At 68.1% G+C, this 22,738-nt stretch carries 20 protein-coding genes; 13 read left to right on the top strand and 7 right to left on the bottom strand.

What is annotated here, in order from left to right:
• Nucleotides 1–99 precede the first annotated feature (99 nt).
• The 6 genes from recG (at nt 100) to ubiA (ending at nt 7,214) form a co-directional block, all read left to right on the top strand.
• On the top strand, nt 100–2,334 hold the full coding sequence (gene recG, locus IB269_RS13670; protein WP_192367378.1) for an ATP-dependent DNA helicase RecG: 2,235 nt from the start codon (nt 100–102) through the stop codon (nt 2,332–2,334).
• A 335-nt stretch (nt 2,335–2,669) separates the two neighbouring features.
• Nucleotides 2,670–3,443 (top strand): MHYT domain-containing protein, encoded by a 774-nt coding sequence (locus tag IB269_RS13665; RefSeq protein WP_192367377.1) that lies wholly within the window; start codon nt 2,670–2,672, stop codon nt 3,441–3,443.
• Between the two features lie 226 nt (nt 3,444–3,669).
• On the top strand, nt 3,670–4,635 hold the full coding sequence (locus IB269_RS13660; RefSeq protein ID WP_013804463.1) for a LysR substrate-binding domain-containing protein: 966 nt from the start codon (nt 3,670–3,672) through the stop codon (nt 4,633–4,635).
• 120 nt (nt 4,636–4,755) lie between these two features.
• Nucleotides 4,756–5,361 carry a Dps family protein gene (locus IB269_RS13655; RefSeq protein ID WP_043822499.1) on the top strand — a complete coding sequence of 202 codons (606 nt, stop codon included), beginning with the start codon at nt 4,756–4,758 and terminating at the stop codon, nt 5,359–5,361.
• Between the two features lie 59 nt (nt 5,362–5,420).
• Nucleotides 5,421–6,218 (top strand): phosphatase PAP2 family protein, encoded by a 798-nt coding sequence (locus IB269_RS13650; RefSeq protein ID WP_012202947.1) that lies wholly within the window; start codon nt 5,421–5,423, stop codon nt 6,216–6,218.
• A gap of 126 nt (nt 6,219–6,344) precedes the next feature.
• Nucleotides 6,345–7,214 carry a 4-hydroxybenzoate octaprenyltransferase gene (gene ubiA / locus IB269_RS13645; protein ID WP_192367542.1) on the top strand — a complete coding sequence of 290 codons (870 nt, stop codon included), beginning with the start codon at nt 6,345–6,347 and terminating at the stop codon, nt 7,212–7,214.
• A gap of 74 nt (nt 7,215–7,288) precedes the next feature.
• Here ubiA and proC read toward each other — a convergent pair whose 3' ends face one another.
• The 4 genes from proC to IB269_RS13625 all read right to left on the bottom strand — a co-directional run bounded on the left by proC (nt 7,289) and on the right by IB269_RS13625 (nt 11,735).
• A complete protein-coding gene (gene proC, locus IB269_RS13640) occupies nt 7,289–8,128 on the bottom strand; it encodes a pyrroline-5-carboxylate reductase (protein WP_065345968.1) in 840 nt (279 codons plus the stop codon).
• A 32-nt stretch (nt 8,129–8,160) separates the two neighbouring features.
• Complete coding sequence (locus tag IB269_RS13635; protein WP_192367376.1) at nt 8,161–8,952, bottom strand: VOC family protein; 792 nt, start codon at nt 8,950–8,952, stop codon at nt 8,161–8,163.
• Between the two features lie 39 nt (nt 8,953–8,991).
• Nucleotides 8,992–9,972: a tripartite tricarboxylate transporter substrate binding protein gene (locus IB269_RS13630; protein ID WP_034389944.1), complete on the bottom strand. Its 981-nt coding sequence runs from the start codon at nt 9,970–9,972 to the stop codon at nt 8,992–8,994.
• A 65-nt stretch (nt 9,973–10,037) separates the two neighbouring features.
• Entirely contained in the window at nt 10,038–11,735 is a 1,698-nt protein-coding gene (locus IB269_RS13625; protein WP_071954198.1) for a thiamine pyrophosphate-binding protein, read from the bottom strand.
• A gap of 96 nt (nt 11,736–11,831) precedes the next feature.
• Here IB269_RS13625 and IB269_RS13620 point away from each other — a divergent pair, with 96 nt between their 5' ends.
• The gene (locus IB269_RS13620; protein ID WP_065345993.1) at nt 11,832–12,527 is read left to right on the top strand and encodes a GntR family transcriptional regulator; all 696 of its coding nucleotides are present in this window, start codon (nt 11,832–11,834) and stop codon (nt 12,525–12,527) included.
• Between the two features lie 7 nt (nt 12,528–12,534).
• On the opposite strand, the gene IB269_RS13615 is transcribed toward IB269_RS13620, so the two are convergent.
• The 3 genes from IB269_RS13615 to IB269_RS13605 form a co-directional block, all read right to left on the bottom strand.
• Nucleotides 12,535–13,740 (bottom strand): esterase-like activity of phytase family protein, encoded by a 1,206-nt coding sequence (locus IB269_RS13615; protein ID WP_192367375.1) that lies wholly within the window; start codon nt 13,738–13,740, stop codon nt 12,535–12,537.
• Entirely contained in the window at nt 13,709–15,205 is a 1,497-nt protein-coding gene (gene glpK, locus IB269_RS13610) for a glycerol kinase GlpK (protein WP_012202955.1), read from the bottom strand. Before glpK ends, IB269_RS13615 begins: the two co-directional genes overlap by 32 nt.
• Before the next feature lie 73 nt (nt 15,206–15,278).
• Nucleotides 15,279–16,043: a DeoR/GlpR family DNA-binding transcription regulator gene (locus tag IB269_RS13605; protein ID WP_012202956.1), complete on the bottom strand. Its 765-nt coding sequence runs from the start codon at nt 16,041–16,043 to the stop codon at nt 15,279–15,281.
• A gap of 270 nt (nt 16,044–16,313) precedes the next feature.
• Between IB269_RS13605 and IB269_RS13600 the strand changes: the two genes are divergently transcribed.
• The 6 genes from IB269_RS13600 (at nt 16,314) to IB269_RS13575 (ending at nt 22,583) form a co-directional block, all read left to right on the top strand.
• Entirely contained in the window at nt 16,314–17,393 is a 1,080-nt protein-coding gene (locus IB269_RS13600; RefSeq protein WP_192367374.1) for an ABC transporter ATP-binding protein, read from the top strand.
• Between the two features lies 1 nt (nt 17,394).
• Nucleotides 17,395–18,477: an ABC transporter ATP-binding protein gene (locus IB269_RS13595; protein WP_192367373.1), complete on the top strand. Its 1,083-nt coding sequence runs from the start codon at nt 17,395–17,397 to the stop codon at nt 18,475–18,477.
• Nucleotides 18,474–19,367, top strand: coding sequence for a carbohydrate ABC transporter permease (locus tag IB269_RS13590; RefSeq protein ID WP_192367372.1), 894 nt, complete (start codon nt 18,474–18,476; stop codon nt 19,365–19,367). The genes IB269_RS13595 and IB269_RS13590 overlap by 4 nt, the downstream gene beginning before the upstream one ends.
• Nucleotides 19,368–19,442: 75 nt before the next feature.
• A complete protein-coding gene (locus IB269_RS13585) occupies nt 19,443–20,258 on the top strand; it encodes a carbohydrate ABC transporter permease (RefSeq protein WP_013804448.1) in 816 nt (271 codons plus the stop codon).
• 182 nt (nt 20,259–20,440) lie between these two features.
• Entirely contained in the window at nt 20,441–20,749 is a 309-nt protein-coding gene (locus IB269_RS13580; RefSeq protein ID WP_043820414.1) for a DUF2160 domain-containing protein, read from the top strand.
• Nucleotides 20,750–20,849: 100 nt separating this feature from the next.
• Nucleotides 20,850–22,583, top strand: a complete 1,734-nt coding sequence (locus IB269_RS13575; RefSeq protein WP_012202962.1) for an ABC transporter substrate-binding protein — start codon at nt 20,850–20,852, stop codon at nt 22,581–22,583.
• The last annotated feature ends 155 nt before the right edge of the window (nt 22,584–22,738 follow it).

Below are 22,738 nucleotides of genomic sequence, written 5' to 3'. Positions count from 1 at the left end.
ATCCGGCATGAACGTGGCGTGTTGCCTACACCTGTATATTCATACACTATGCTGCATGCCCGTCCATGCCCATGCGCATGCTCTGAAACAGGATAGCCCATGCCCTTGAACGTCTCCTCTGCCTTCCCAGATCTGGGGCGCGACGCCCCCGGCGGCAAGGCCGCGCGTACCGGCAAGGGCAAGGCAGCAGGCAAGGGTGGCAAGGCAGCGGAGAAGGCGGGAGACAAGCCCGCAGCGCCCGCCAAGCCCGCAGCCAGCGCCGCGCAGAAGGCGCTGCAGAAGATGGGCCTGGTGCGCGACATCGATCTGGCACTGCACCTGCCGCTGCGCTATGAGGACGAGACGCGCATCACTGCGCTGCGCAATGCCCGCGAGGGCGACACGGTGCAGATCGAGGCCACGGTGACCCACAGCGAGGTGCAACTGCGCCCGCGCCGCATGCTCAAGGTCACCGTGGACGATGGCACGGCCGAATGCGTGCTGACCTTCTTCAGCTTCTACCCCTCGCACCAGAAAACCCTGTCCGTGGGCGCGCGGCTGCGCATCCGCGGCGAGGTCAAGGGCGGCTTCTGGGGCCGGCAGATGCTGCACCCGGCGTTTCGCGCGGCGGGCGGCGACCTGCCCACGGCGCTTACGCCCGTCTATCCCACGGTGGCGGGCCTGCCCCAGGCCTACATCCGCCGCGCGGCGGTCACGGCCATGCTGCGCGCCGATCTCTCCGATACGCTGCCCCAGGGCGAGCATCCGCCCGTGGCGCAGTTCCATGGCAACGGCGGGCTGCCGCCGCTGTTCAGCCTGCGCGATGCGCTGCAGTTCCTGCACCACCCCACGCCCGATGTGGCCCTGGCCACGCTGGAAGACCATTCGCATCCGGCCTGGCAGCGCCTGAAGGCCGAGGAGCTGCTGGCCCAGCAACTGTCCCAATACGAGGCCAAGCGCGAACGCGCGCGGCTCAGGGCACCCGTGCTGCGCGCCCAGCCCATGGACAGCGCCCAGGGCCTGGCGCGCCAGTTCCTGGACCAATTGCCCTTTGGCCTGACCGGCGCCCAGCAGCGCGTGGTGGCCGAGATCCTTGCCGACATGGAGCGCCGCATGCCCATGCACCGGCTGCTGCAGGGCGATGTGGGATCGGGCAAGACCGTGGTGGCGGCGCTGTCGGCCGTGGCCTGCATCGAGGCCGGCTGGCAGTGCGCGCTGATGGCGCCCACCGAAATCCTGGCCGAGCAGCATTTCGGCAAGCTGGTCGGCTGGCTGGAGCCGCTGCTGGCCCCGCTGGGCAAGCGCGTGGCCTGGCTGGCCGGCGCACAGAAGAAGAAGGAGCGCACCGCCATGCTGGAGCTGGTCCACAGCGGCGAGGCGGCCCTGGTCGTGGGCACGCACGCCGTCATCCAGGACCAGGTGCAGTTCAAGAACCTGGCGCTGGCCGTCATCGACGAGCAGCACCGCTTCGGTGTGGCCCAGCGGCTGGCGCTGCGCCAGAAGCTCGCGGCCTCGGGCATGGAGCCCCATCTGCTGATGATGAGCGCAACGCCCATTCCGCGCACCCTGGCCATGAGCTACTACGCCGACCTGGATGTGTCCACCATCGACGAGCTGCCGCCGGGCCGCACGCCCATCGTCACCAAGCTCATTGCCGACAGCCGCAAGGACGAGGTCATCGAGCGCATAGGTGCCCAGGTCGCGGAAGGGCGCCAGGTCTACTGGGTCTGCCCGCTGATCGAGGAAAGCGAGGCGCTGGACCTGTCCAACGCCACGGCCACCCATGCCTATCTGAGCGAGATGCTGCCCGACGTCATGGTCGGCCTGCTGCACTCGCGCATGCCCACGGCCGAGAAGAAGGCCGTGATGGAGCTGTTCTCCGCCGGGGTCATGGGCGTGCTGGTCTCCACCACGGTGATCGAAGTGGGCGTGGACGTGCCCAACGCCTCGCTCATGGTCATCGAGCATGCGGAGCGCTTCGGCCTGTCGCAGCTGCACCAGCTGCGCGGGCGCGTGGGGCGGGGGGCAGCGGCCTCGGCCTGCGTGCTGCTGTATTCGGTGGGAGACAGTGGGCGCCTGGGCGAGACGGCCAAGGACCGGCTGCGTGCCATGGCCGAGACCAATGACGGCTTCGAGATCGCGCGGCGCGACCTGGAGATCCGCGGCCCCGGCGAATTCCTGGGCGCGCGCCAGTCCGGCGCTCCCATGCTGCGCTTCGCCGATCTGGAGCAGGACCTGATGCTGCTCGACTGGGCCCGCGAGCTGGCGCCGCGCATGCTGGAGCAGCACCCGCAACTGGCCCAGCGCCATGTGGGCCGCTGGCTGGGCGGCAAGGCCGAATTCCTCAAGGCCTGATCGGTTCGTTCCATTCCTGCCGGGTGGTTGTGTTACGTATTTTTACGTGTCCAGGCGTGGCCTGGCGGCTGCATCTTCCGCAGGCCTGCAGCCCGCGCCAGACATGGTTCCCACGCGCGTTGTAGCCATCGAAATGGAGCGCTTCATGCCGTCCTGGCGGTGACAGCGCCGTCCCGTTACGGCATTGAATATTTGTGACCTTTTGGTACATTGAGTCACAAAAAACAGGGTAGCTCCATCCGGGAGGGGATGGCCTGCCAAGCCTCCCCCACGGGGAGGACGGCCACGATCACTCTTGTGTTGTCCCATTTTTCTGCGAATGAGGAGCTGCCAACATGAATGAAGCCGTGCAAGCGAATGAGATCGTCGAGACCTCCTGGCGCATGGGCCTGGTGGCCCTGTCCTATGGCATTGCCGTATTGGGCTCCTTCGTGGCCCTGACTGCGGCGCAGCGCATCCGGGGACGCGAGGGCATCAGCTGGCTGAACCTGCTGGCGGCAGGCACGGCGCTGGGCGGCATCGGCGTGTGGTCCATGCATTTCACGGGCATGCTGGCGCTGAACCTGGGCATGGGTTCGGGCTACTCCATGGTCGAAACCCTGCTGTCCCTGTGCGCCGCCGTTGCCGCCACCTCGGTGGCGCTGGCCTTTGTCGCGCGGCGGCCCGAAAGCGGGGCGCGCGTGCTGGGCGCGGGCACCCTGCTGGGCCTGGGCGTGGCCTTCATGCATTACCTGGGCATGTATGGCATGCGCTTTCCGGGCTTCATCGTCTGGTCCGTTCCCACCGTGCTGCTGTCCGTGGGCATCGCCGTGGCCGCGGCCAGCGCCGCGCTGTGGCTGTCGTTTCGCACCAGCTCGCCGGGCATGCGTGCGCTGGCCGCCGCCGTCATGGGCGCGGCGGTCTGTTCCATGCACTACACCGGCATGGCCGCAGCGGACTTCGTATGCATTTCAGAGACACAGCGTTATGCTAGGCCGCAAGGCTTTGCCGTGATCAGCGCCCTGGACCTTCCGGTCTTTACCGTGATCGTGGCCATAGGCCTGGCTGCATTGATAGGCATGGACCAGCTCATGCAGCAACGCGACCGGATGCGCCGGCCGTTGCACTAGGTGGATAAATACAAAAAGCCGGCGGGTCGGGGAGCGCGCAGTGGTCATGCGCGGACGAGGACTGGCACAATCGAATTAGGACAAATCCTAGAACCTGTGCAGGAACTTTTGAGGGGAGCACCCCGGCAAGCGGGCCGCAAGGCCTGATTGCACAAAGGTTCCGGCACAGGTTCTTGGTGTAAGACCATCGTATTTTCCGAGGCTCCCTCCCAGACACAGCTCGCCAATGACACTTACCGAACTCAAATACATCGTGGCCGTGGCACGTGAAAAGCATTTTGGCCGCGCCGCCGAAGCCTGTTATGTGTCCCAGCCCACGTTGTCCGTGGCGATCAAGAAGCTGGAGGAGGAGCTCGATGTCAAGCTCTTCGAGCGCAGTGCCGGCGAAGTGTCGGTCACGTCGCTGGGCGAGGAGATCATCCGTCAGGCGCAAAGCGTGCTGGAGCAGGCCGCCGAGATCAAGGAAATCGCCAAGCGCGGCAAGGACCCGCTGTCCGGCGTGCTCACCCTGGGTGTGATCTACACCATCGGCCCCTACCTGCTGCCGGACCTGGTGCGCAACTCCATCATGCGCACGCCGCAGATGCCGCTGATGCTGCAGGAGAACTACACCATCAAGCTGCTGGAGATGCTGCGCACCGGCGAGATCGACTGCGCCATCGTCGCCGAGCCCTTCCCCGACACCGGCCTGGCGCTGGCTCCGCTGTACGACGAGCCCTTCATGGCCGCCGTTCCCAGCACCCATGCGCTGGCCCAGAAGGACCATGTCTCCACCAGCGATCTCAAGAACGAGACCATGCTGCTGCTGGGCTCGGGCCACTGCTTCCGCGACCATGTGCTCCAGGTCTGCCCCGAGTTCGCACGCTATGCCAGCAATGCCGAAGGCATTCGCCGCACCTTCGAAGGCTCGTCGCTGGAGACCATCAAGCACATGGTGGCCGCCGGCATGGGCGTGACCCTGGTGCCGCGCCTGTCCGTGCCCGCCGATGCGCTGGAGACCACGGCGCGCCGCCGCAAGACCGACGAGCCGCACATCCGCTACCTGCCCATCCTCGAGGACGACGGCTCGGCCCCGCCGACACGCCGCGTAGTCCTGGCCTGGCGCCGCAGCTTCACGCGCTACGAGGCCATCGCCGCCCTGCGCAACGCGGTCTACGCCTGCGCCTTGCCCGGCGTCAAACGCCTGTCCTGATGACCGCACCGGCGCGCGCTCCGGGCCTGTGGGGCCGCTGCGCTTGCGTTATCGTTGCAACTGGCTCCCGGGCGACCTGCCGGGAGCATCTTCCGTTTGTACGAAGCTGAAAGGGATCCCATGGCCAAAAATGCCAGCAAAGACAAGTCCGGTGCAAAGAAGCCAGAGGCCGTGCAGGCCGACAAGGCGGACAAGGCAGTGCAGCCTGCAAAGGCCGCACTGGCCGACGTGGCACCGGCGTCCGTGCGCTCCTCCGCCATCCATATCGGCATCAGCGACAAGGACCGCGCGGCCATCGCCAAGGGCCTGTCGGCCCTGCTGGCCGACACCTACACGCTGTATCTGACCACGCACAATTTCCACTGGAACGTCACCGGCCCGATGTTCAACACGCTGCACACCATGTTCATGGGGCAGTACACGGAGCTGTGGAACGCCGTCGACCCCATCGCCGAGCGCATCCGTGCGCTGGGCCATTTCGCGCCGGGCTCCTATGCCGACTTCGGCAAGCTCACCAGCCTGGCCGACGTGCCCCACGATCCGCCCAAGGCCCTGGAGATGGTGCGCATCCTGGTCGCCGGCCACGAGGCCGTGGCCCGCACGGCGCGCAGCCTGTTCCCCCTGGCCGACAAGGCCAGCGACGAACCCACGGCCGACCTGCTGACCCAGCGCCTGACCGTGCACGAGCAGACCGCCTGGATGCTGCGCGCCCTGCTCGAAGACTGATGCTGCGCAAACCCCAGTCTTCCCGCGTACCCACCCTGGCCCGGGAGTGATGCCAACGCATGCTCTGGACCTGGATTGACGCACACGCCGCCACGGGCGGCCTGTGCCTGGTACTGGCCGCCCTGGGCGGCCTTTTTTTCTATCTGCGCCTGCCTGCCACGGCCCGGCTGCGCCATGCAGGCCTGCCCATGCCGCGGGCCGCATGGCTGGGCCTGGCTGCCGCCGGCGTGCTGGCCTTGCTGGCACTGGCCGTGATGGTGCGCGACATGCTGGGCCTGGCCCAGCCCGCAGGCTGCGCCACCTGCACCGACTGGCCGGTGCTCGACGAGGCCCTGCACCTGTGGCTGGCCGGCCATGCCACCGATGCCTGGGTGCGCCCCGTGGTCGCCTTCACCCAACTGGGCAATGTGGCCTGGATGGTGTCGCTGTCGGCCGCCGTGCTTGCGCTGCTGCTGTGGCGGCGCGACTGGCTGCATGCGGCCGCCTGGGTGGTGGCCACGGCTGGCGTGGGCCTGTGGATACGCGCCATCAAGACCAGCGTGGGCCGTCCGCGCCCCGTGGGTGGCTGGGTGCCTGAAGGCGGCTTCAGCTTCCCCAGCGGCCACAGCGCGGGCACCTTCGTGCTCTATCTGATGCTGGCCTGGCTGCTGCTGCCGTACCTGCGCCCGGCCTGGCGCTGGCCCGTGGGCCTGGCGGCCCTGGCTGTCGCCCTGGGCGTGGGCGCCAGCCGCGTGGTGCTGCGCGTGCACTATGCCAGCGATGTGCTGGCCGGCTGGCTGCTGGGCCTGGCCTGGATGGCGCTGGTGATCTGTGCCGTGGAGTGGGCGCAAACCCGCGTTGCCGGCAGGCGCTGCTGAGGCGCGCCGCCGAGCCCGCCCGCCCAGCGGCGACAATGCGGGCATTTTCGAATGTGATGCGTGCGATGGTCGGCCCACGGCCGCCATCGGCGCCCAGACGCCATGCCCACCACCTCCTCTACGCCCATGCCTGCGCCCCGGCGCAGCAAACTGTCGCTCTACCTGGACCTGGTCCGCTTCAACCGGCCGGCCGGCTGGCTGGTCCTGGTCTGGCCCACGCTGGCCGCGCTGTGGGTGGCGGCGGGCGGGTTTCCGGGCTGGCATCTGCTGGTGGTCTTCGTGCTGGGCACGGTGCTGATGCGCAGCGCCGGCTGCTGCATCAACGACATCGCCGACCGCGACTTCGACCGCCACGTCAAGCGCACCACGCAGCGGCCCATCACCTCGGGACTGGTCTCGGTCAAGGAGGCCGCCCTGCTGGGCGCAGCCCTGGCCCTGGTCTCGCTGGGCCTGGTGCTGACCACGCGCTGGGAGGCCGTGGCCTGGTCCGTGCCCGCCGTGTTGTTCACCATCCTCTACCCGTTCACCAAGCGCTTCTTCGCCATGCCCCAGGCCTTCCTGGGCATTGCCTTCAACTTCGGCATCCTCATCGCCTTCGCCGCCGTGCAGGGCCAGGTGCCGGCCACGGCCTGGATTCTGTGGTTGGCCAACATGTTCCTGGTGCTGGCCTATGACACCGAATACGCCATGGTGGACCGCGACGACGACCTCAGGATCGGGATGAAGACCTCGGCCATCACCCTGGGCCGCTTCGACGTGGTGGCCGTCATGGGCTTTTTCGTGCTCTGCGGCCTGCTCACCGTCTGGGCGCTGGCGCCCTATGGCCTGGCCTGGCCTTTCTGGGTGGGCCTGGCCGTGGCCGCGGCCCAGGTGATCTGGCACTTCACCCTGATCCGCCACCGCACGCGCGAGGGCTGCTTCGTCGCCTTCAGCAAGAGCCACTGGATCGGTGCCAGCCTGTTCGCGGGCGTGGCGCTGGGGTTTGCGCTGCGCTGAGGGCTCAGGGCTGAAAAAACAAGGGAGGCCGGTGCCTCCCTTTTGCATGGAGCCTGGGGCGCGCTGCGCCGGGCTCAGCGGCCGAACTCGGCGGCCAGCTCCTTGGCCCGTGTTTCCGCTGCCCGCATGGCGGCCACGAAATGCTCGGGCACCTGTTGCGCCTGCATGTGGGTGATGGCGGCGTGGGTGGTGCCGCCCTTGCTGGTCACGCGCTGGCGCAGCACGTCGGCGCTTTCGGTGGAGCGGGCGGCCAGTTCCGATGCGCCCTGGAAGGTGGCCACGCCCAGGCGGTAGGACTGCTCGGCCGTGAGGCCCATGTCCACGCCGGCCTGTGTCATGGCTTCGAGGAACAGGAAGACATAGGCCGGGCCCGAGCCCGACAGGGCGGTCACGGCGTCCAGGTGCGCTTCCTGGTCGACCCAGACGAACTGGCCCGTGGTGGCCACCACCTGCTCGACGGCGCTCTTGCCTGCGGCATCGACCTGGGCGCATGCGAACAGGCCCGTCATGCCCTTGCCCACCAGGGCTGGCGTGTTGGGCATGGCGCGCACGATGCGGCCCGTGCCCAGCCACTGGGCGATGGAGTCCGTGGGAATGCCGGCGGCAACGCTCAGGTGCAGGGCCTGGGCGGTGTGCGGCGCCACGGCCTGGGCGGCTTCCTTGAAGGTCTGGGGCTTGACGGCCCAGACCACGATGCCGGCACCGTCCAGCGCGCTGGCGGCGGCCGCGGCATCGGCATGCGCCGTGATGCCGAAGTTCGTGCGCAGCGCGTCGCGTGCAGCCTCGAAGGGTTCGACGACGACGATGCGGTCTGCGGATTGGCCCTGGCCGATCAGTCCGCCGATGATGGCGCTGGCCATGTTGCCGCCACCGATGAAGGCGATGACAGGGGAGGCTGTGGAAACGGTGTTCATGCTGGTGGCGGTGGAGAAGGAAAACGAAGAGTTTAGAGCGTGTTCCCACCGTGCCAGCGCATGTCCACGCCATGGCTGGTGGCCAGGTCCAGGGGCTGTGCCGGGGCGCCGGGCCGCTGGCGCAGGGTGAGCGCGCAAGGGCCCTCTCCGCGCGTGGCAAGGCGCTGGCGCAGTGCGTCGGAGGCCTCCAGTGCCTGCGCGCCTTGCAGCAGCAGATCGAAGCCCGGCAATGCCAGCCGCGCGCCCTGGTCGTCCAGCCTCTGCAGCGGCAGGCCCGGGCCCAGCAGCGCCCGGTAGCGGTCCAGGCTGGCGTCCAGGTCGTGCACGGCGACGGTCAGCGAGGCCACGCCCAGCGCGCCGTTGGGATGCTCGCGCACGCTGCCCTCGGGCACGCGCAGGGCGCGCGGCGTGACGTCGCCGCACAGGAAGGGCAAGTCGGGCGTGGCGTGGCGCGCCGTCTGCCACAGCAGTTGCGCGCCATCGGGGCGCACGCGGCCTCCGTCCACGGGGCCGATCAGGGTATCCAGCCCCCGCCCGCGCGCCTCGGCCAGGGCCTGGGCGGTGCTTTGGGGCAGCAGGGCGAAGTCCACCAGCCCTTCGCCATGGTCGCGCAGCGTGCGGTACCAGCGCTCTTCGGGCGCCGGGGCGGTCCAGGCAATGATCTCCAGGTAGGCGCCGTCGGCAAACACGACCAGTGCGTTGTGCGAGGTGCGGCCCGGATGGCGGCCGCCGATGGCGACCTGGAAGCCCAGCGCGCGGTAGTCCGCCACGGCGGCCTCGAGGTCCTGCACGGCGATGACGATGTGGTCCAGCGGAAGTGCCATGAATGCTCCTGTGTGGTGTAGGGGGTGCCGTCCGGATTCTCAGTCTTCGAGCTGGACCTTGTTGTCGCGCACGAAGCGGCCCCAGCGCTCATATTCCTGGCGCACCCAGCGGTCGAGGGCGGGTCCGTCCGTGGCCATGACTTCAAAGCCCGACTGCATGAGCTTGCTGCGGATGTCGGGCGTGTTCAGCGTGGCCTGGAAGTCTTCGGTGAGCTTGTGCACCGTGGCTGCCGGCGTGGCGGAAGGTGCGAACACGCCGATCCACGAGTAGGCCTCGAAGCCCGGGAAGCCTGACTCGGCCACGGTGGGCACGTCGGGCAGCTCGGGCAGGCGCTTGAGGCCGGTCACCGCCAGCGGCTTGATCTTGCCCGCCGAAATCTGGCCGCGCAGCGCCGCATAGCTGAGCAGGGTGAGGTCGGACACATTGCCGAGCACGGCCTGCACGGCCGGGCCGCCGCCGCCGTAGGGCACGTGCAGCACGTAGGTGCCCGAGCGGCGCTTGATGTCCTCCATCACCAGGTGGTTCATGGACCCCAGGCCGGTCGATGCGTAGCTGTATTTGCCCGGGTTGCGGCGCGCCAGCTCCAGGAAGCCGGCCAGGTCCCTGGCGGGCACCGAGGCCGAGGCACCGATCACCAGCGGAAAGCGCAGCGCCAGCGACACGCCCGTGAAGTCCTTGAAGGTGTCGTAGGGCAGCCGGGACTTGGCGATGGGATTGATGGCATGGGTGTCGAAGCTGAACAGCAGGGTGTTGCCGTCCGGGGCGGACTTGGCCACGTACTGGGTGGCGATCTGGCTGGCGGCGCCGGGGCGGTTCTCCACGATCACCGGGCGGCCGGCCACTTCGCCCAGGCGCGGCTGCAGTATGCGGGCGGCGATGTCGGTGCTGCCCCCCGGCGGGAAGGTGATGACCAGCTTGAGCGGGGCGGCGCCCTGCGCGGATGCCGTGCCGGCCGGCCCCAGCAGGCATGCGGCGGCCGTGGCCAGCAGCAGCTGGCGGCGTGAGGGTGGATGGGGCATGGGAAGGCTCCTTTTCAAGCGCATTGGCGGGCAGGAAATCGGGAATCTGTGCGTGGGGCCTGGAGTCAACCCATCCACTGGCTCACCGGCACGGCCGTGTCCTGGAGCTCTTGCGAGATCACATCCACCAGCGCCGGGCCGTCGTGCATCAGCGCGGCCTTGAGCGCGGCTTCGAGATCTGCCGGGTCATGCACCTGCCAGGCCTTGACGCCGAAGGCCTCGGCCACGCGGGCATGGTGGGTGCGGTTGAAGTCGACTGAAAAGTAGCGTTCATCGTAGCCGGACTTCTGGCTGGCCTTGATCCAGCCGAACACGCTGTTGGAGAACACGATCATCTTCAGCGGCACATTGCGGCGCACGATGGTTTCCAGCTCGCCGCAGGTGAAGCCGAAGCTGCCGTCGCCCATGACCGCGACCACCACGGAATCGGGCTGGCCGATGGCGGCGCCAAAGCCGGCGGACATGGCAAAGCCCAGCGCCCCGTGCGCGCGGTTGGTGATGAAGTGCCGGCCGGCCTGGGGTGCGTCGAAATAGGCCGTGAAGTAGGGGCAGGGCGTGCCGGGGTCGGCCACCACGATGGCGCGCGCGGGCAGCAGGCGGTTGAGTGTGTCCACCACGCGCTCGGGCTTGATGGGGCGCTCCAGCGAGGCGGCCAGCGGCGCGAAGAAGGCCTGTTTGGCGGCGCGCGCGGTGGCCGCCAGCGCGGCGCCGTCTGCGGCATCAGCGGGGCGGCGGGCGATGCGCTGCTGCACGGCCGCGTGCAGCGCCTGCAGGCCCAGCAGGGCGTCGCCCACCAGGGCCACGTCGGTGCGGTAGTTGGTGCCTATGGTCATGGCGTCCACGTCCAGATGGACGATGGTGACCTTGCGCGAGGGCATCTGCCAGTGCTCGGTGGTGGTGGAGCCGGCACGGGCGCCGATGAACATCACCAGGTCCGCCTGCGCCACCACGGCGCGCGTGGCCTCGACGCCGCCATTGGTGCCCACCACGCCGGCATTGAGCGGATGGCTGCCCGCCAGGCTGCCCTGGCCGCTGACGCTGGAGCACACGGGCGCATTGAGCAAGGTGGCCAGCGCATCCAGTGCGGCGCTGGCGCCTGCGATGAGCACGCCGCCGCCGCAGATCAGCACGGGGCAGCGGGCCGCCACCAGGCGGTCGGCAGCCTCGGCCACGGCCGCCGGATCGGGCGCGGACCGGTAGGCCGGATAGTGGTCATGCCCTGGCTGGGCCCAGACATCGGCCGGATCCAGCGTGTGCTTTTGCACGTCATAGGGCAGGCAGATATGGGTGGCGCCGGGCCGGCCCGTGGTCATGGCGCGAAAGGCGCTGCGCACGGCGTGCGGAATCTGGTCCACGCGGTCGATGGTGGTATTCCACTTGGTCAGGGGCCTGTACAGCGCCTGCTGGTCCAGTTCGGTCAGCGGGAACTTGCCGCGTGCGCCCACGGAAACGTCCGAGGTGATGCCCAGCACGGGCACCGAGGACTCATTGGCCTCGGCCAGGCCGGGCAGCAGGTAGGTGGCGCCGCCGCCGCTGGGGCCTTCGCACACGCCCACCTTGCCGGTGACGCGCGCATAGGCGTCGGCCATGTAGCCTGCGCTGCGCTCATCCCGCGTGAGGATGTGGTCCATGCCGTGGTCCAGCCGCGCCATGGCGTCGTAGAAGGGCAGGCTGGTGTCGCCGCACAGGCCGAAGATGTGCTTGACGCCATTGAGCTGCAGCATGCGGACCATGGCGTCGGCGCCATTGAAAGCGGTGGTCATGTCGGGAGTCTCCAGGCAGGTTGGGTGACGGGATTTTTAAGAATCCATTTCAGTATACTTAAAAGAATGCGCAGCGCCAAAGGGCACAATGGCGCCATGAAAATCTCCAACATCCGCCATGAACGGGGCTCCAGCGTCTACAGCACGCTGCGTGACATGGCCATCTCCTACGAGTTCAAGCCAGGCGAGCGCCTGAGCGAGAGCGAACTGGCGCTGCGCCTGGGCGTGAGCCGCACGCCCGTGCGCGAGGCGCTGACGCGGCTGGTGGCCGATGGCTTTTTGCTGCCGGCCAGCCGCGGCTACATGCGGCGCGAGCTGGACGTGAAGGAGTCGCTGGACCTGTACGAGGCCCGCGTGGCCGTGGAGCGCGAATGCGTGCGGCTGGCCGTGGAGCGCGCCACCGATGCCCAGCTTGACGAGGCCCTGGCCTACCTGGAGCAGAGCCAGCGCGTGGCCTCCGATACGCCGATCCGGCAACTGGTGGACCTGGACGAGGGATTCCATCTGCGCATTGCCGACATGGCCGGCAACGCCGAGCTGCGGCGCATGCTGGCGAGCCTGAACGAGCGCATCCGCTTCATCCGGTGGATCGACATGGAGAGCGTGGGGCGCGCCTCCACCCAGCACGAGCACCTGGAAATCCTGCAGGCCCTGCGCGCGCGCGACGCCCAGGCCAGCGAGCGCCTGATGGCCGAGCACATCGGCCTGCGGCGCGAGCAGATCGTGGAGGCGATTGCGCGCGGTCTGACGCGCATCTACCTGCCGCAGGAGCAGGTGCAGGCCACGCCCTGAAGCGCCTTCAGGGTGCGCAGGGCGGCGAGGGCCGGTAGGCGGTGATCAGGATCTGGTTGGCCTGCGCCGGGTTGAAGTTGTCGTCGCTGGCGAACACCAGCACGCGGGTGCCATCGGGCAGCGGCGGGCCCCAGGACATGGCTTCCATGTTGTCCAGCCTGCCGGGCTGCAGGGTGGACAGATCGGCCACCAATTGCTTGACCGCCACTTGTGGCGGGTTGCGCATAAAGCTGTCCATGGCCAGCGTATTGAGCGCATCCAGGCTGATGCGGTATAGCCGCGCGCCAAAACCGTGGCCCGGGCTGTAGGAGCGCTCCAGCACCAGCAGGTGGTCGGGACCGTCCGGCAGGATTTCGCTGATGCCGTTGACCTCGCGCTGGGGAAGGGCCCAGCTGGCGGCCGGCACGGCATCGGGCTGGTAGGCGATCTGGCGCAGCAGCCGGCCATCGTCCAGGCTGACCAGGCTGATGCGCACGGGCGCGCCTGCCGTGGCGGCGCTGGCGCGCGGGCCGTCCTGGCGCAGCGGCGCTTCCAGGGCCAGCCAGGCCTGTTGGCCGTCCGGCGTCACGGCCAGCCCTTCGAAGCCGAAATTCGCGCGCAGGCCCGGCACGCCGGCCCCGTCCTTGAAGGGATGGAACCAGCGCGCAAGCTGGCGGCCCTGCGCATCGGCTTTCACCAGCGAGGTGCCAAAGCCCCGGCCCGGGTCGCCTTCATCGGTCCACAGCAGGCCGCCGTCCGGCAGCAGGCGGATGGCTTCGGGGTCGGGCACGGGCTGGGTGGCGGGCGCGGCATGGCGCGGGCGCAACCAGCGGCCCTCGGCATCCAGCAGCGGGTGCACTTCGGTGACCTGCGCCTGCCAGGGGTTGGGGCCGGCACGCTGGCCGGCGTCCAGCTGCTCTATGCGCAGGCGCATCCAGCGCGCGGGGCCGCGCGCCGAGCGGTCATCGCTGATGGCCACGAAGTCGCCGCGCCGGGCGTCATAGTCCAGACCCGAGATGCCGCCGGTGGTGGCGCCATGGATGGGTTCATCGCGCGCAATCGTGGTGCTGCCCAGCCATTGCAGGCGCGCGCATGCCGTGGGCTGTGGGGCCGGCAGGGCCTGGGGCGGCGCGGCGCAGCCGGCCAGCAGCAGGCCGGAAAGCACCAGGCTGGCCGCCTTGAACAAGGCCGTGAGCCCGTTGTCAGGCCGCCAGTGCGGTCTGGGCCACCGCATGCTCCCAGCGCGCCATCAGCTCGTCGGCGCGGTGCTTGTCCAGCGTGGGCACGAAGCGGCGCTCGGCCTTCCACAGCGCCGACAGTTCCTCGGTGCTCTGGTACACGCCCGAGGACAGGCCCGCCAGGTAGGCAGCGCCCAGGGCCGTGGTCTCCACGCAGGCCGGGCGCACGACGGGAATGCCCAGCAGGTCGGCCTGGAACTGCATGAGCAGGTTGTTGACGCAGGCGCCGCCGTCCACGCGCAGTTCGCTGACCGGCGCGCCGCCGCTGGCCACCGCGTCGCGGCTCATGGCCAGCAGCAGGGCGGCGCTCTGGAAGGCAATGGATTCAAGCGCGGCCCGCGCGATGTGGGCGATGGTGGTGCCGCGCGTCAGGCCCGTGATGGTGCCGCGCGCATCGGGCTTCCAGTAGGGGGCGCCCAGGCCAGTGAAGGCCGGCACCATCATCACGCCGCCCGAATCGGGCACGCTCTCGGCCAGTTGCTGCACCTGGCCGCTGTGCTCGATGGCGCGCAGCCCGTCGCGCAGCCACTGGACCACGGCGCCGCCCACGAAGACGCTGCCTTCCAGCGCATAGGCCGGCGCAGCGGTGGGCTGTGCCGCAGCGGTGGTCAGCAGGCCGTTGGCGGAGGTCTGGAACACGCCGCCCGTGTGCATGAGCATGAAGCAGCCCGTGCCATAGGTGTTCTTGGCCATGCCGGCCGAAAAGCAGGCCTGGCCGAAGAGGGCGCTTTGCTGGTCGCCGGCCACGCCGCCGATGGCGATTTCGCCGCCCAGCACCTCGGCTGCCGTGCGGCCGAAATCGGCGGCGGAAGGCAGCACCTCGGGCATCAGCGCGCGTGGAATCTCCAGCAGCGCCAGCAGATCGTCGTCCCACTGGTTGGTGTGGACGTTGAACAGCATGGTGCGGCTGGCGTTGGAGACATCGGTCACATGGCGGCGCCCGCCTGTGAGCTGCCAGATCAGCCAGCTGTCCACGGTGCCGAAGGCCAGTTCGCCGCGCTCGGCGGCGGCGCGTGCGCCATTGACGTTGTCCAGGATCCAGCGCAGCTTGGTGCCCGAGAAATAGGCGTCGATCAGCAGGCCGGTCTTGCGCTGGATGGTGTCGGCATGGCCTGCCTCGCGCAGCTGGGCGCACAGCGGCTCGGCGCGGCGGTCCTGCCAGACGATGGCGTGGTGTATGGGCTGGCCCGTGGCGCGGTTCCAGACCACGGTGGTCTCGCGCTGGTTGGTGATGCCCAGGGCACGGATGTCGGCTGCCGCCAGCCCGGCCTTGGCCAGGGCCTCGCGCGCCGTGGCCAGCTGGGTGCGCCAGATCTCGCGCGGATCGTGCTCGACCCAGCCGGGCCGGGGATAGATCTGCGGCAGCTCCAGCTGGGCCGAGGCCACGATGCGGCCCTGGGTGTCGAAGACGATGCTGCGCGAGCTGGAGGTGCCCTGGTCCAGGGCAAGCAGATAGGTCATGGTGCGGTATCCAGGAAAAGCAGGGCCGGTGCGCGTGTCCTGTGCGGGCGGTGGCGCAGCGGCTGCGGAAAACTTATTGCGCCACCACGCATTGCACTTCTGCTTCGCGCAGAAGGGCATCGAACGGGGCGGGGGGCGCGGTATCGGTGAACAGGCGGTCGATCTGGTCCAGGCGTGCCAGCTCCACCATGGCCTGGCGGTGGAACTTGCTGTGGTCTGCGGCCAGCCAGACCTCGCGCGACTGGGCAATGATGGTCTGGGCCACCTTGACCTCGCGCATATCGAAGTCGCGCAGGCTGCCATCGGGCTCGATGGCCGAGATGCCGATCAGGGCGATGTCCACCTTGAACTGGCGGATGAAGTCCACGGCCGCCTCGCCCACGATGCCCCGGTCGCGCGTGCGCACCACGCCGCCTGCCACGATGACTTCGCAGTCGGCGTTGGAGCTGAGGATGGCCGCCACGTTGAGGTTGTTGGTGATCACGCGCAGGCCCCGGTGCTTGAGCAGGGCCTGGGCCACGGCCTCGGTGGTGGTGCCGATGTTCAGGATCAGCGAGCAGCCGTTGGGAATGGCCTCGGCCACGGCACGCGCAATGCGCGACTTGCCTTCGGCATGCAGCACCTGGCGCTGGGTGTGGCCCAGGTTCTCCACCGTGGCGCTGGGCACGCGCACGCCGCCGTGAAAGCGCACCATCAGGCCCGCATCGGCCAGCTTCTGTATGTCGCGGCGCACGGTCTGCAGGGTCACGCCCAGGATCTCGGCCAGCTGCTCCACCGAAGTGGACTGGCGGCTGCGCACTTCGTCGAGCAGCTGTAGTTGTCGGGGATTGGTGTTCACGGCGGCGATTCCAGATCTGGTGCGTTCTCAGGCAAACAAGGCGGGGCGACCGGTTTATAGCGCATTTGCCCCTGGCCGGCCGTGGGTTGGGGAACTTTAAAACGAAGAAAAAAGAACAGCACCTAGGGTATGTGTTGATGGGCTGCGATCTGGAAAGAACAAAAATGATCACGTTCTTGCTTTCGGATGGCGCGCAATCGCCGCCTTGAGCGAGATGTTTCTCCTTGTTCAATCGCTGCCCCCGAGGCGGCCTCGTCAGTGAGGGCGGTCGTGGAACTGGTGTTGGAGAGAATCAGCAAACGCGTGGGCGGCCAGACCTGGCTGCACCCCATGCACCTTGAACTGGAAAGCGGCGCGGTGACCGTGCTGCTGGGTGCCACGCAGGCCGGCAAGACCAGTCTGATGCGCATCATGGCCGGCCTGGACGTGCCCACCGAAGGCCGTGTGCGCGCCGATGGCGTCGATGTGACCGGCATGCCCGTGCGCGAGCGCAACGTGGCCATGGTCTACCAGCAGTTCATCAACTATCCCTCGCTCACGGTGGCGGACAACATCGCCTCGCCGCTCAAGCTGCGCGGCGACCGCGACGTGGCGCAGCGCGTGCGCGCCCTGGCCGAGCGGCTGCACATCGAGATGTTCCTGGACCGCTACCCGGCCGAGCTGTCGGGCGGCCAGCAGCAGCGCGTGGCGCTGGCGCGCGCCCTGGCCAAGGGCGCTCCGCTGATGCTGCTGGACGAGCCCCTGGTCAACCTCGACTACAAGCTGCGCGAGGAACTGCGCGAGGAACTGACCCAGCTGTTCGCCACGGGCGACTCCACCGTGGTCTATGCCACCACCGAGCCCGGCGAGGCCCTGCTGCTGGGTGGCTACACGGCGGTGCTGCATGAGGGCGAACTGCTGCAGTACGGCCCCACGGCCGAGGTCTTCCATCAGCCGAATTCGCTGCGCGTGGCGCGCGCCTTCAGCGATCCGCCCATGAACCTGATCGCGGCCAGTGCCGTGGAGGGCGGGCTGCAACTGCCGGGCGGCGCGCGGCTGCCCGTGGCGCTGCCTGCGGACCTGGCCGTGTCCGGTCCACTGACCCTGGGCCTGCGCGCCAGCGCCCTGCGCCTGCAGTCCCGGCCCGGCGATCTGGCATTGCAGGGTGTGGTGGAACTGGCCGAGATTTCGGGCTCCGACACCTTCGTGCATGCCACCACGCCCTGGGGCGAGCTGGTGGCCCAGGTCACGGGCGTGCACCACCTGGACCTGGGCAGCACGGTCACGCTGCACCTGGACCCGGCCCATGCCTACGTGTTCGGCACGGACGGCGCGCTGCTGCTGGCGCCGGCGCGGCCCGGAGGACGATGAGATGGCCCGCATAGAACTCGATCTGGCCCACTCCTACAAGCCGAACCCGCAGCAGGACAGCGACTATGCGCTGCTGCCGCTGAGCATGGTCTTCGAGGACGGCGGCGCCTATGCGCTGCTCGGCCCCTCGGGCTGCGGCAAGACCACCATGCTCAACATCATGTCGGGCCTGCTGGTCCCCTCGCAGGGCAAGGTGCTGTTCGACGGCCGCGACATGACGCGCGCCACGCCCCAGGAACGCAACATCGCCCAGGTGTTCCAGTTCCCGGTGATCTACGACACCATGACCGTGGCCGAGAACCTGGCCTTTCCGCTGAAGAACCGCCGCATGCCCGAGGAGCGCATCCGCGCGCGGGTCGGCCAGATCGCCGAGATGCTGGAGATGAGCGGCCAGCTCGACCAGCGCGCGGCCGGCCTGTCTGCCGATGCCAAGCAGAAGATCTCGCTGGGCCGGGGCCTGGTGCGGCCCGATGTGTCGGCCGTGCTGTTCGACGAGCCGCTCACGGTGATAGACCCCCAGCTCAAGTGGCAGCTGCGCCGCAAGCTCAAGCAGATCCACCATGAACTGCGGCTCACGCTGATCTATGTGACGCACGACCAGGTGGAGGCCCTGACCTTTGCCGAGCACGTTGTGGTCATGACGCGCGGGCGCGCCGTGCAGGTGGGCACGCCCGCCCAGCTTTTCGAGCGGCCCAGCCACGCCTTTGTCGGCCACTTCATCGGCTCGCCGGGCATGAACTTCGTGCCGCTGCAGCAGGACGGCGGCCGGCTGCTGGCCGAGGGCCAGTACCTGTCCCTGCCCGCCGCACTGGCCAGTGTGGCGCCTGGTCTGCCCCTGAGCCTGGGCATACGCCCCGAGTACCTGGCACTGGCCTCGGCCGACGCGCCCGGCGCCGTGGCCTGCACGGTGGAGCGCGTGCAGGACGTGGGCACGCACCAGTTGCTGGTGGCGCGCCTGGGCGAGCGGCTGCTCAAGCTGCGCTGCGGCGCCGATGCCTTCCTGCCCGCCGTGGGTGAAACGGTATGGGTACAGCTGCAGGGCCCCCACACCTGCTACTACGTCAACGAGGAGCTGCAGGCATGAGCCAGACCGTCAAGCCCGTCAACCAGAAGGCCTGGCTGCTGATCCTGCCGGTCATCATCTGCGTGGCCTTCTCGGCCATCATCCCGCTGATGACGGTGGTGAATTACTCGGTGCAGGACATCATCAGTCCCGACCGGCGCGTGTTCGTGGGCACGGAGTGGTTTGCCCAGGTCATGCGCGACGAGGAACTGCACTCGGCCCTGCTGCGCCAGATCGGCTTTTCGCTGGCCGTGCTGCTGGTGGAGATTCCGCTGGGCATCGCCCTGGCCCTGTCCATGCCGGCCCAGGGCTGGAAGGCCTCGGCCGTGCTGGTCGTGGTCTCGCTGTCGCTGCTGATTCCGTGGAACGTGGTCGGCACCATCTGGCAGATCTACGGCCGTGCCGACATCGGACTGCTGGGCGCGGCGCTCAACGCGCTGGGCGTGGACTACAACTACACGGGCAATGCCGCCCATGCCTGGCTCACCGTGCTGGTCATGGATGTCTGGCACTGGACGCCGCTGGTGGCCCTGCTGTGCTACGCGGGCCTGCGCTCCATTCCCGACGCCTACTACCAGGCCGCGCGCATCGACGGCGCCAGCAAGTTCGCGGTGTTCCGCTACATCCAACTGCCCAAGATGCGCGGCGTGCTGATGATTGCCGTGCTGCTGCGCTTCATGGACAGCTTCATGATCTACACCGAGCCCTTCGTGCTCACGGGCGGCGGGCCCGGCAATGCGACCACCTTCCTGTCGCAGTACCTCACGCAAAAGGCCGTGGGCCAGTTCGACCTGGGGCCGGCGGCTGCCTTCTCGCTGATCTATTTCCTCATCATCCTGCTGCTGTGCTTCATCCTCTACAACTGGATGCAGCGCGTGGGCACGGCAGACAAGGAAGGGGTAAAAGAATGATCACCACGCTCCCTTCGTTCACTGCCCCCCGAGGGGGCTCGGCCTCCCTTGGGGCGGCCCTGCGGGAGGCCGGACATGACTGAAGACCGCCGTTTCCACAAGCGCACGCTGTTCCTCGTGGCCTACCTGCTGTTCGCCGTGCTGCCCATCTACTGGATGGTCAACATGAGCTTCAAGACCAACGAGGAGATCCTGTCGAGCTTCTCGCTGTGGCCCCAGCATTTCACCTGGGCCAACTACCAAACCATCTTCACCGACGCCTCCTGGTATTCGGGCTACATCAACAGCCTGATCTACGTGGCCATCAATACCGTGATCTCGCTCACGGTGGCGCTGCCGGCGGCCTATGCGTTCTCGCGCTACCAGTTCCTGGGCGACAAGCATGTGTTCTTCTGGCTGCTGACCAACCGCATGACGCCGCCGGCCGTCTTCCTGCTGCCCTTCTTCCAGCTCTACACCACGGTGGGCCTGATGGACACGCACATCGCCGTGGCCCTGGCCCACCTGCTGTTCAACGTGCCGCTGGCCGTCTGGATCCTGGAGGGCTTCATGAGCGGCATCCCGCGCGAGATCGACGAAACGGCCTATATCGACGGCTACTCCTTCCCGCGCTTTTTCCTCACCATCTTCCTGCCGCTGATCAAGGCCGGCGTGGGCGTGGCGGCCTTCTTCTGTTTCATGTTCAGCTGGGTGGAGCTGCTGCTGGCGCGCACGCTGACTAGCGTGAATGCCAAGCCCATCGTGGCGACCATGACGCGCACCGTCTCGGCCTCGGGCATGGACTGGGCGACGCTGGCGGCGGCCGGCGTGCTGACCATCGTGCCGGGCGCCATCGTGATCTGGTTTGTGCGGCATTACATCGCCAAGGGGTTCGCAATGGGAAGGGTTTGAGGCACCCCCTGAGCGGCTTACGCCGCTTCCCCCTCTCTACCCGCTTCCGCGGGGGAGGGGGACGACACCTTCGGGGCGGGGCGGCGCGGCCGGCGTAGGCCCTTCCTCGGTGTCCCTGGGCTGGGCTCTGCCGGTTTCGAGAAGCTGCGGGATTGATGCTGGATTTCTGAAAGGACTCGTCAATGTTTTCCTGGATGGCCTGGACGCTGCCGGTGGCGGTGTTCTTCAGTTGCATCGTGCTGATGCTGGTGGGCATGACGCTGTGGGAGTTGCGCAGCCCGACCGTGATGCGCAAGGGCTGGCTGCCGATGGCGACGACGCGCGGGGACCGGCTGTTCATCGGGCTGCTGCTGGCGGCCTATGTCAATCTGGCCTGGGTGGGCCTGGGCGAGAGGATGGTGCAGTGGTTCTCGCTGGAGGCCGAGCCTTCGGTGTGGATCAGCCTGGTGCTGTCCATGCTCGTGCTGGCCGTCGTGATGCGCAAAGGCTGATCACTTCATTCCATTTATCGACAGCCGGGTCCGAAGCTCCCCCGGGGCCCGCTGGTGCATGTGCATGTCGGGGAGACAGCAAGAATCTAGGAGACGGCAGATGAAACAACGACTTCATACCATCGCCCTCGCGGCAGCCCTGCTGGCGGCGGGGCAGGCGTCCTGGGCCGGAGAGGCGGAAGCCAAGAAGTGGATCGACGCGGAGTTCCAGCCCAGCACGCTGTCCAAGGACCAGCAGATGGCCGAGATGAAGTGGTTCATCGAGGCGGCCAAGAAGCTGCAGGCCAAGGGCGTCAAGGAGATCGCCGTGGTCTCCGAGACCATCACCACGCACGAGTACGAGAGCAAGACGCTGGCCAAGGCCTTCACCGAGATCACGGGCATCACCGTCAAGCACGACCTGATCCAGGAAGGCGACGTGGTCGAGAAGCTGCAGACCTCGATGCAGTCGGGCAAGTCCATCTATGACGGCTGGATCTCCGACTCCGACCTGATCGGCACGCACTACCGCTACGGCCGCATCATGAGCCTGACCGACTACATGGCCGGTGCCGGCAAGGACTTCACCAATCCGGGCCTGGACATCAAGGACTTCATCGGCACCAGCTTCACCACCGCGCCCGACGGCAAGCTTTACCAGTTGCCCGACCAGCAGTTCGCCAACCTCTACTGGTTCCGCGCCGACCTCTTCGAGCGCAAGGACCTCAAGGACAAGTTCAAGGCCAAGTACGGCTACGAGCTGGGCGTGCCGCTGAACTGGAGCGCCTACGAGGACATCGCCGAGTTCTTCACCAACGACGTCAAGCAGATCGACGGCAAGCCCATCTACGGCCACATGGACTACGGCAAGAAGGACCCGTCGCTGGGCTGGCGCTTCACCGATGCCTGGCTGTCCATGGCCGGCGCGGCCGACAAGGGCATTCCCAACGGCATGCCCGTCGATGAATGGGGCATCCGCGTGGCTGACGACAAGTGCACGCCCGTGGGCGCCTCGGTCTCGCGCGGGGGCGCCACCAACTCGCCGGCCGCCGTGTTCGCGCTCACCAAGTACGTGGACTGGATGAAGAAATACGCGCCCAAGGAAGCCATGGGCATGACCTTCGGCGAGTCCGGTCCCGTGCCGGCCCAGGGCCATATCGCGCAGCAGATCTTCTGGTACACCGCCTTCACGGCCGACATGACCAAGCCCGGCCTGCCCGTGGTCAATGCCGACGGCACGCCCAAATGGCGCATGGCGCCCGGCCCCAACGGCCCGTACTGGAAGGACGGCATGCAAAACGGCTACCAGGACGTGGGCAGCTGGACCTTCTTCAAGGACCATGACGCCAACCGCACGGCCGCCGCCTGGCTCTACGCGCAGTTCGTCACCGCCAAGACCACCAGCCTCAAGAAGACCATCGTCGGCCTGACGCCCATCCGCGAAAGCGACATCCGCTCCAAGGCCATGACCGACATGGCGCCCAAGCTCGGCGGCCTGGTCGAGTTCTACCGCAGCCCCGCCCGCGTGGCCTGGACGCCCACCGGCAACAACGTGCCCGACTACCCCAAGCTGGCCCAGCTGTGGTGGAAGAACGTGGCCCAGGCCGTCACCGGCGAGAAGACGCCCCAGGGCGCTATGGACAACCTGGCCGAGGAAATGGACCAGGTCATGTCCCGCCTGCAGCGTGCCGGCATGGCGCACTGCGCGCCCAAGCTCAACCCCAAGGGCGACCCGGCCAAGTGGCTCAGCGACAAGCAGGCGCCGTGGAAGAAGCTGGCCAATGAAAAGCCCAAGGGCGAGACGATTGCGTATGACACGCTGCTGAATGCCTGGAAAAACGGCAAGGTGAGGTGACACCCCCTGAGCCGCTGCGCGGCTTCCCCCCGTGGCACGGCGCCTCTCTACCCGCTTCGCGGGGGAGGGGGACGACGCCCTCGCCGCGAGGCGGCTCTTGCTCGGCGTCCCTGAGTTGGGCCCTGTCGGTTTTGGACGGCATGCCCTGTGCTGGC

Origin of the sequence: Delftia sp. DLF01 (assembly GCF_014852125.1) — a bacterium.
In the GTDB taxonomy this organism is placed as follows: Bacteria; Pseudomonadota; Gammaproteobacteria; order Burkholderiales; family Burkholderiaceae_C; genus Comamonas; species Comamonas acidovorans.
Note: the sequence above shows the minus strand (reverse complement) of the source record. Positions and strands in the feature narration are given on the sequence as shown.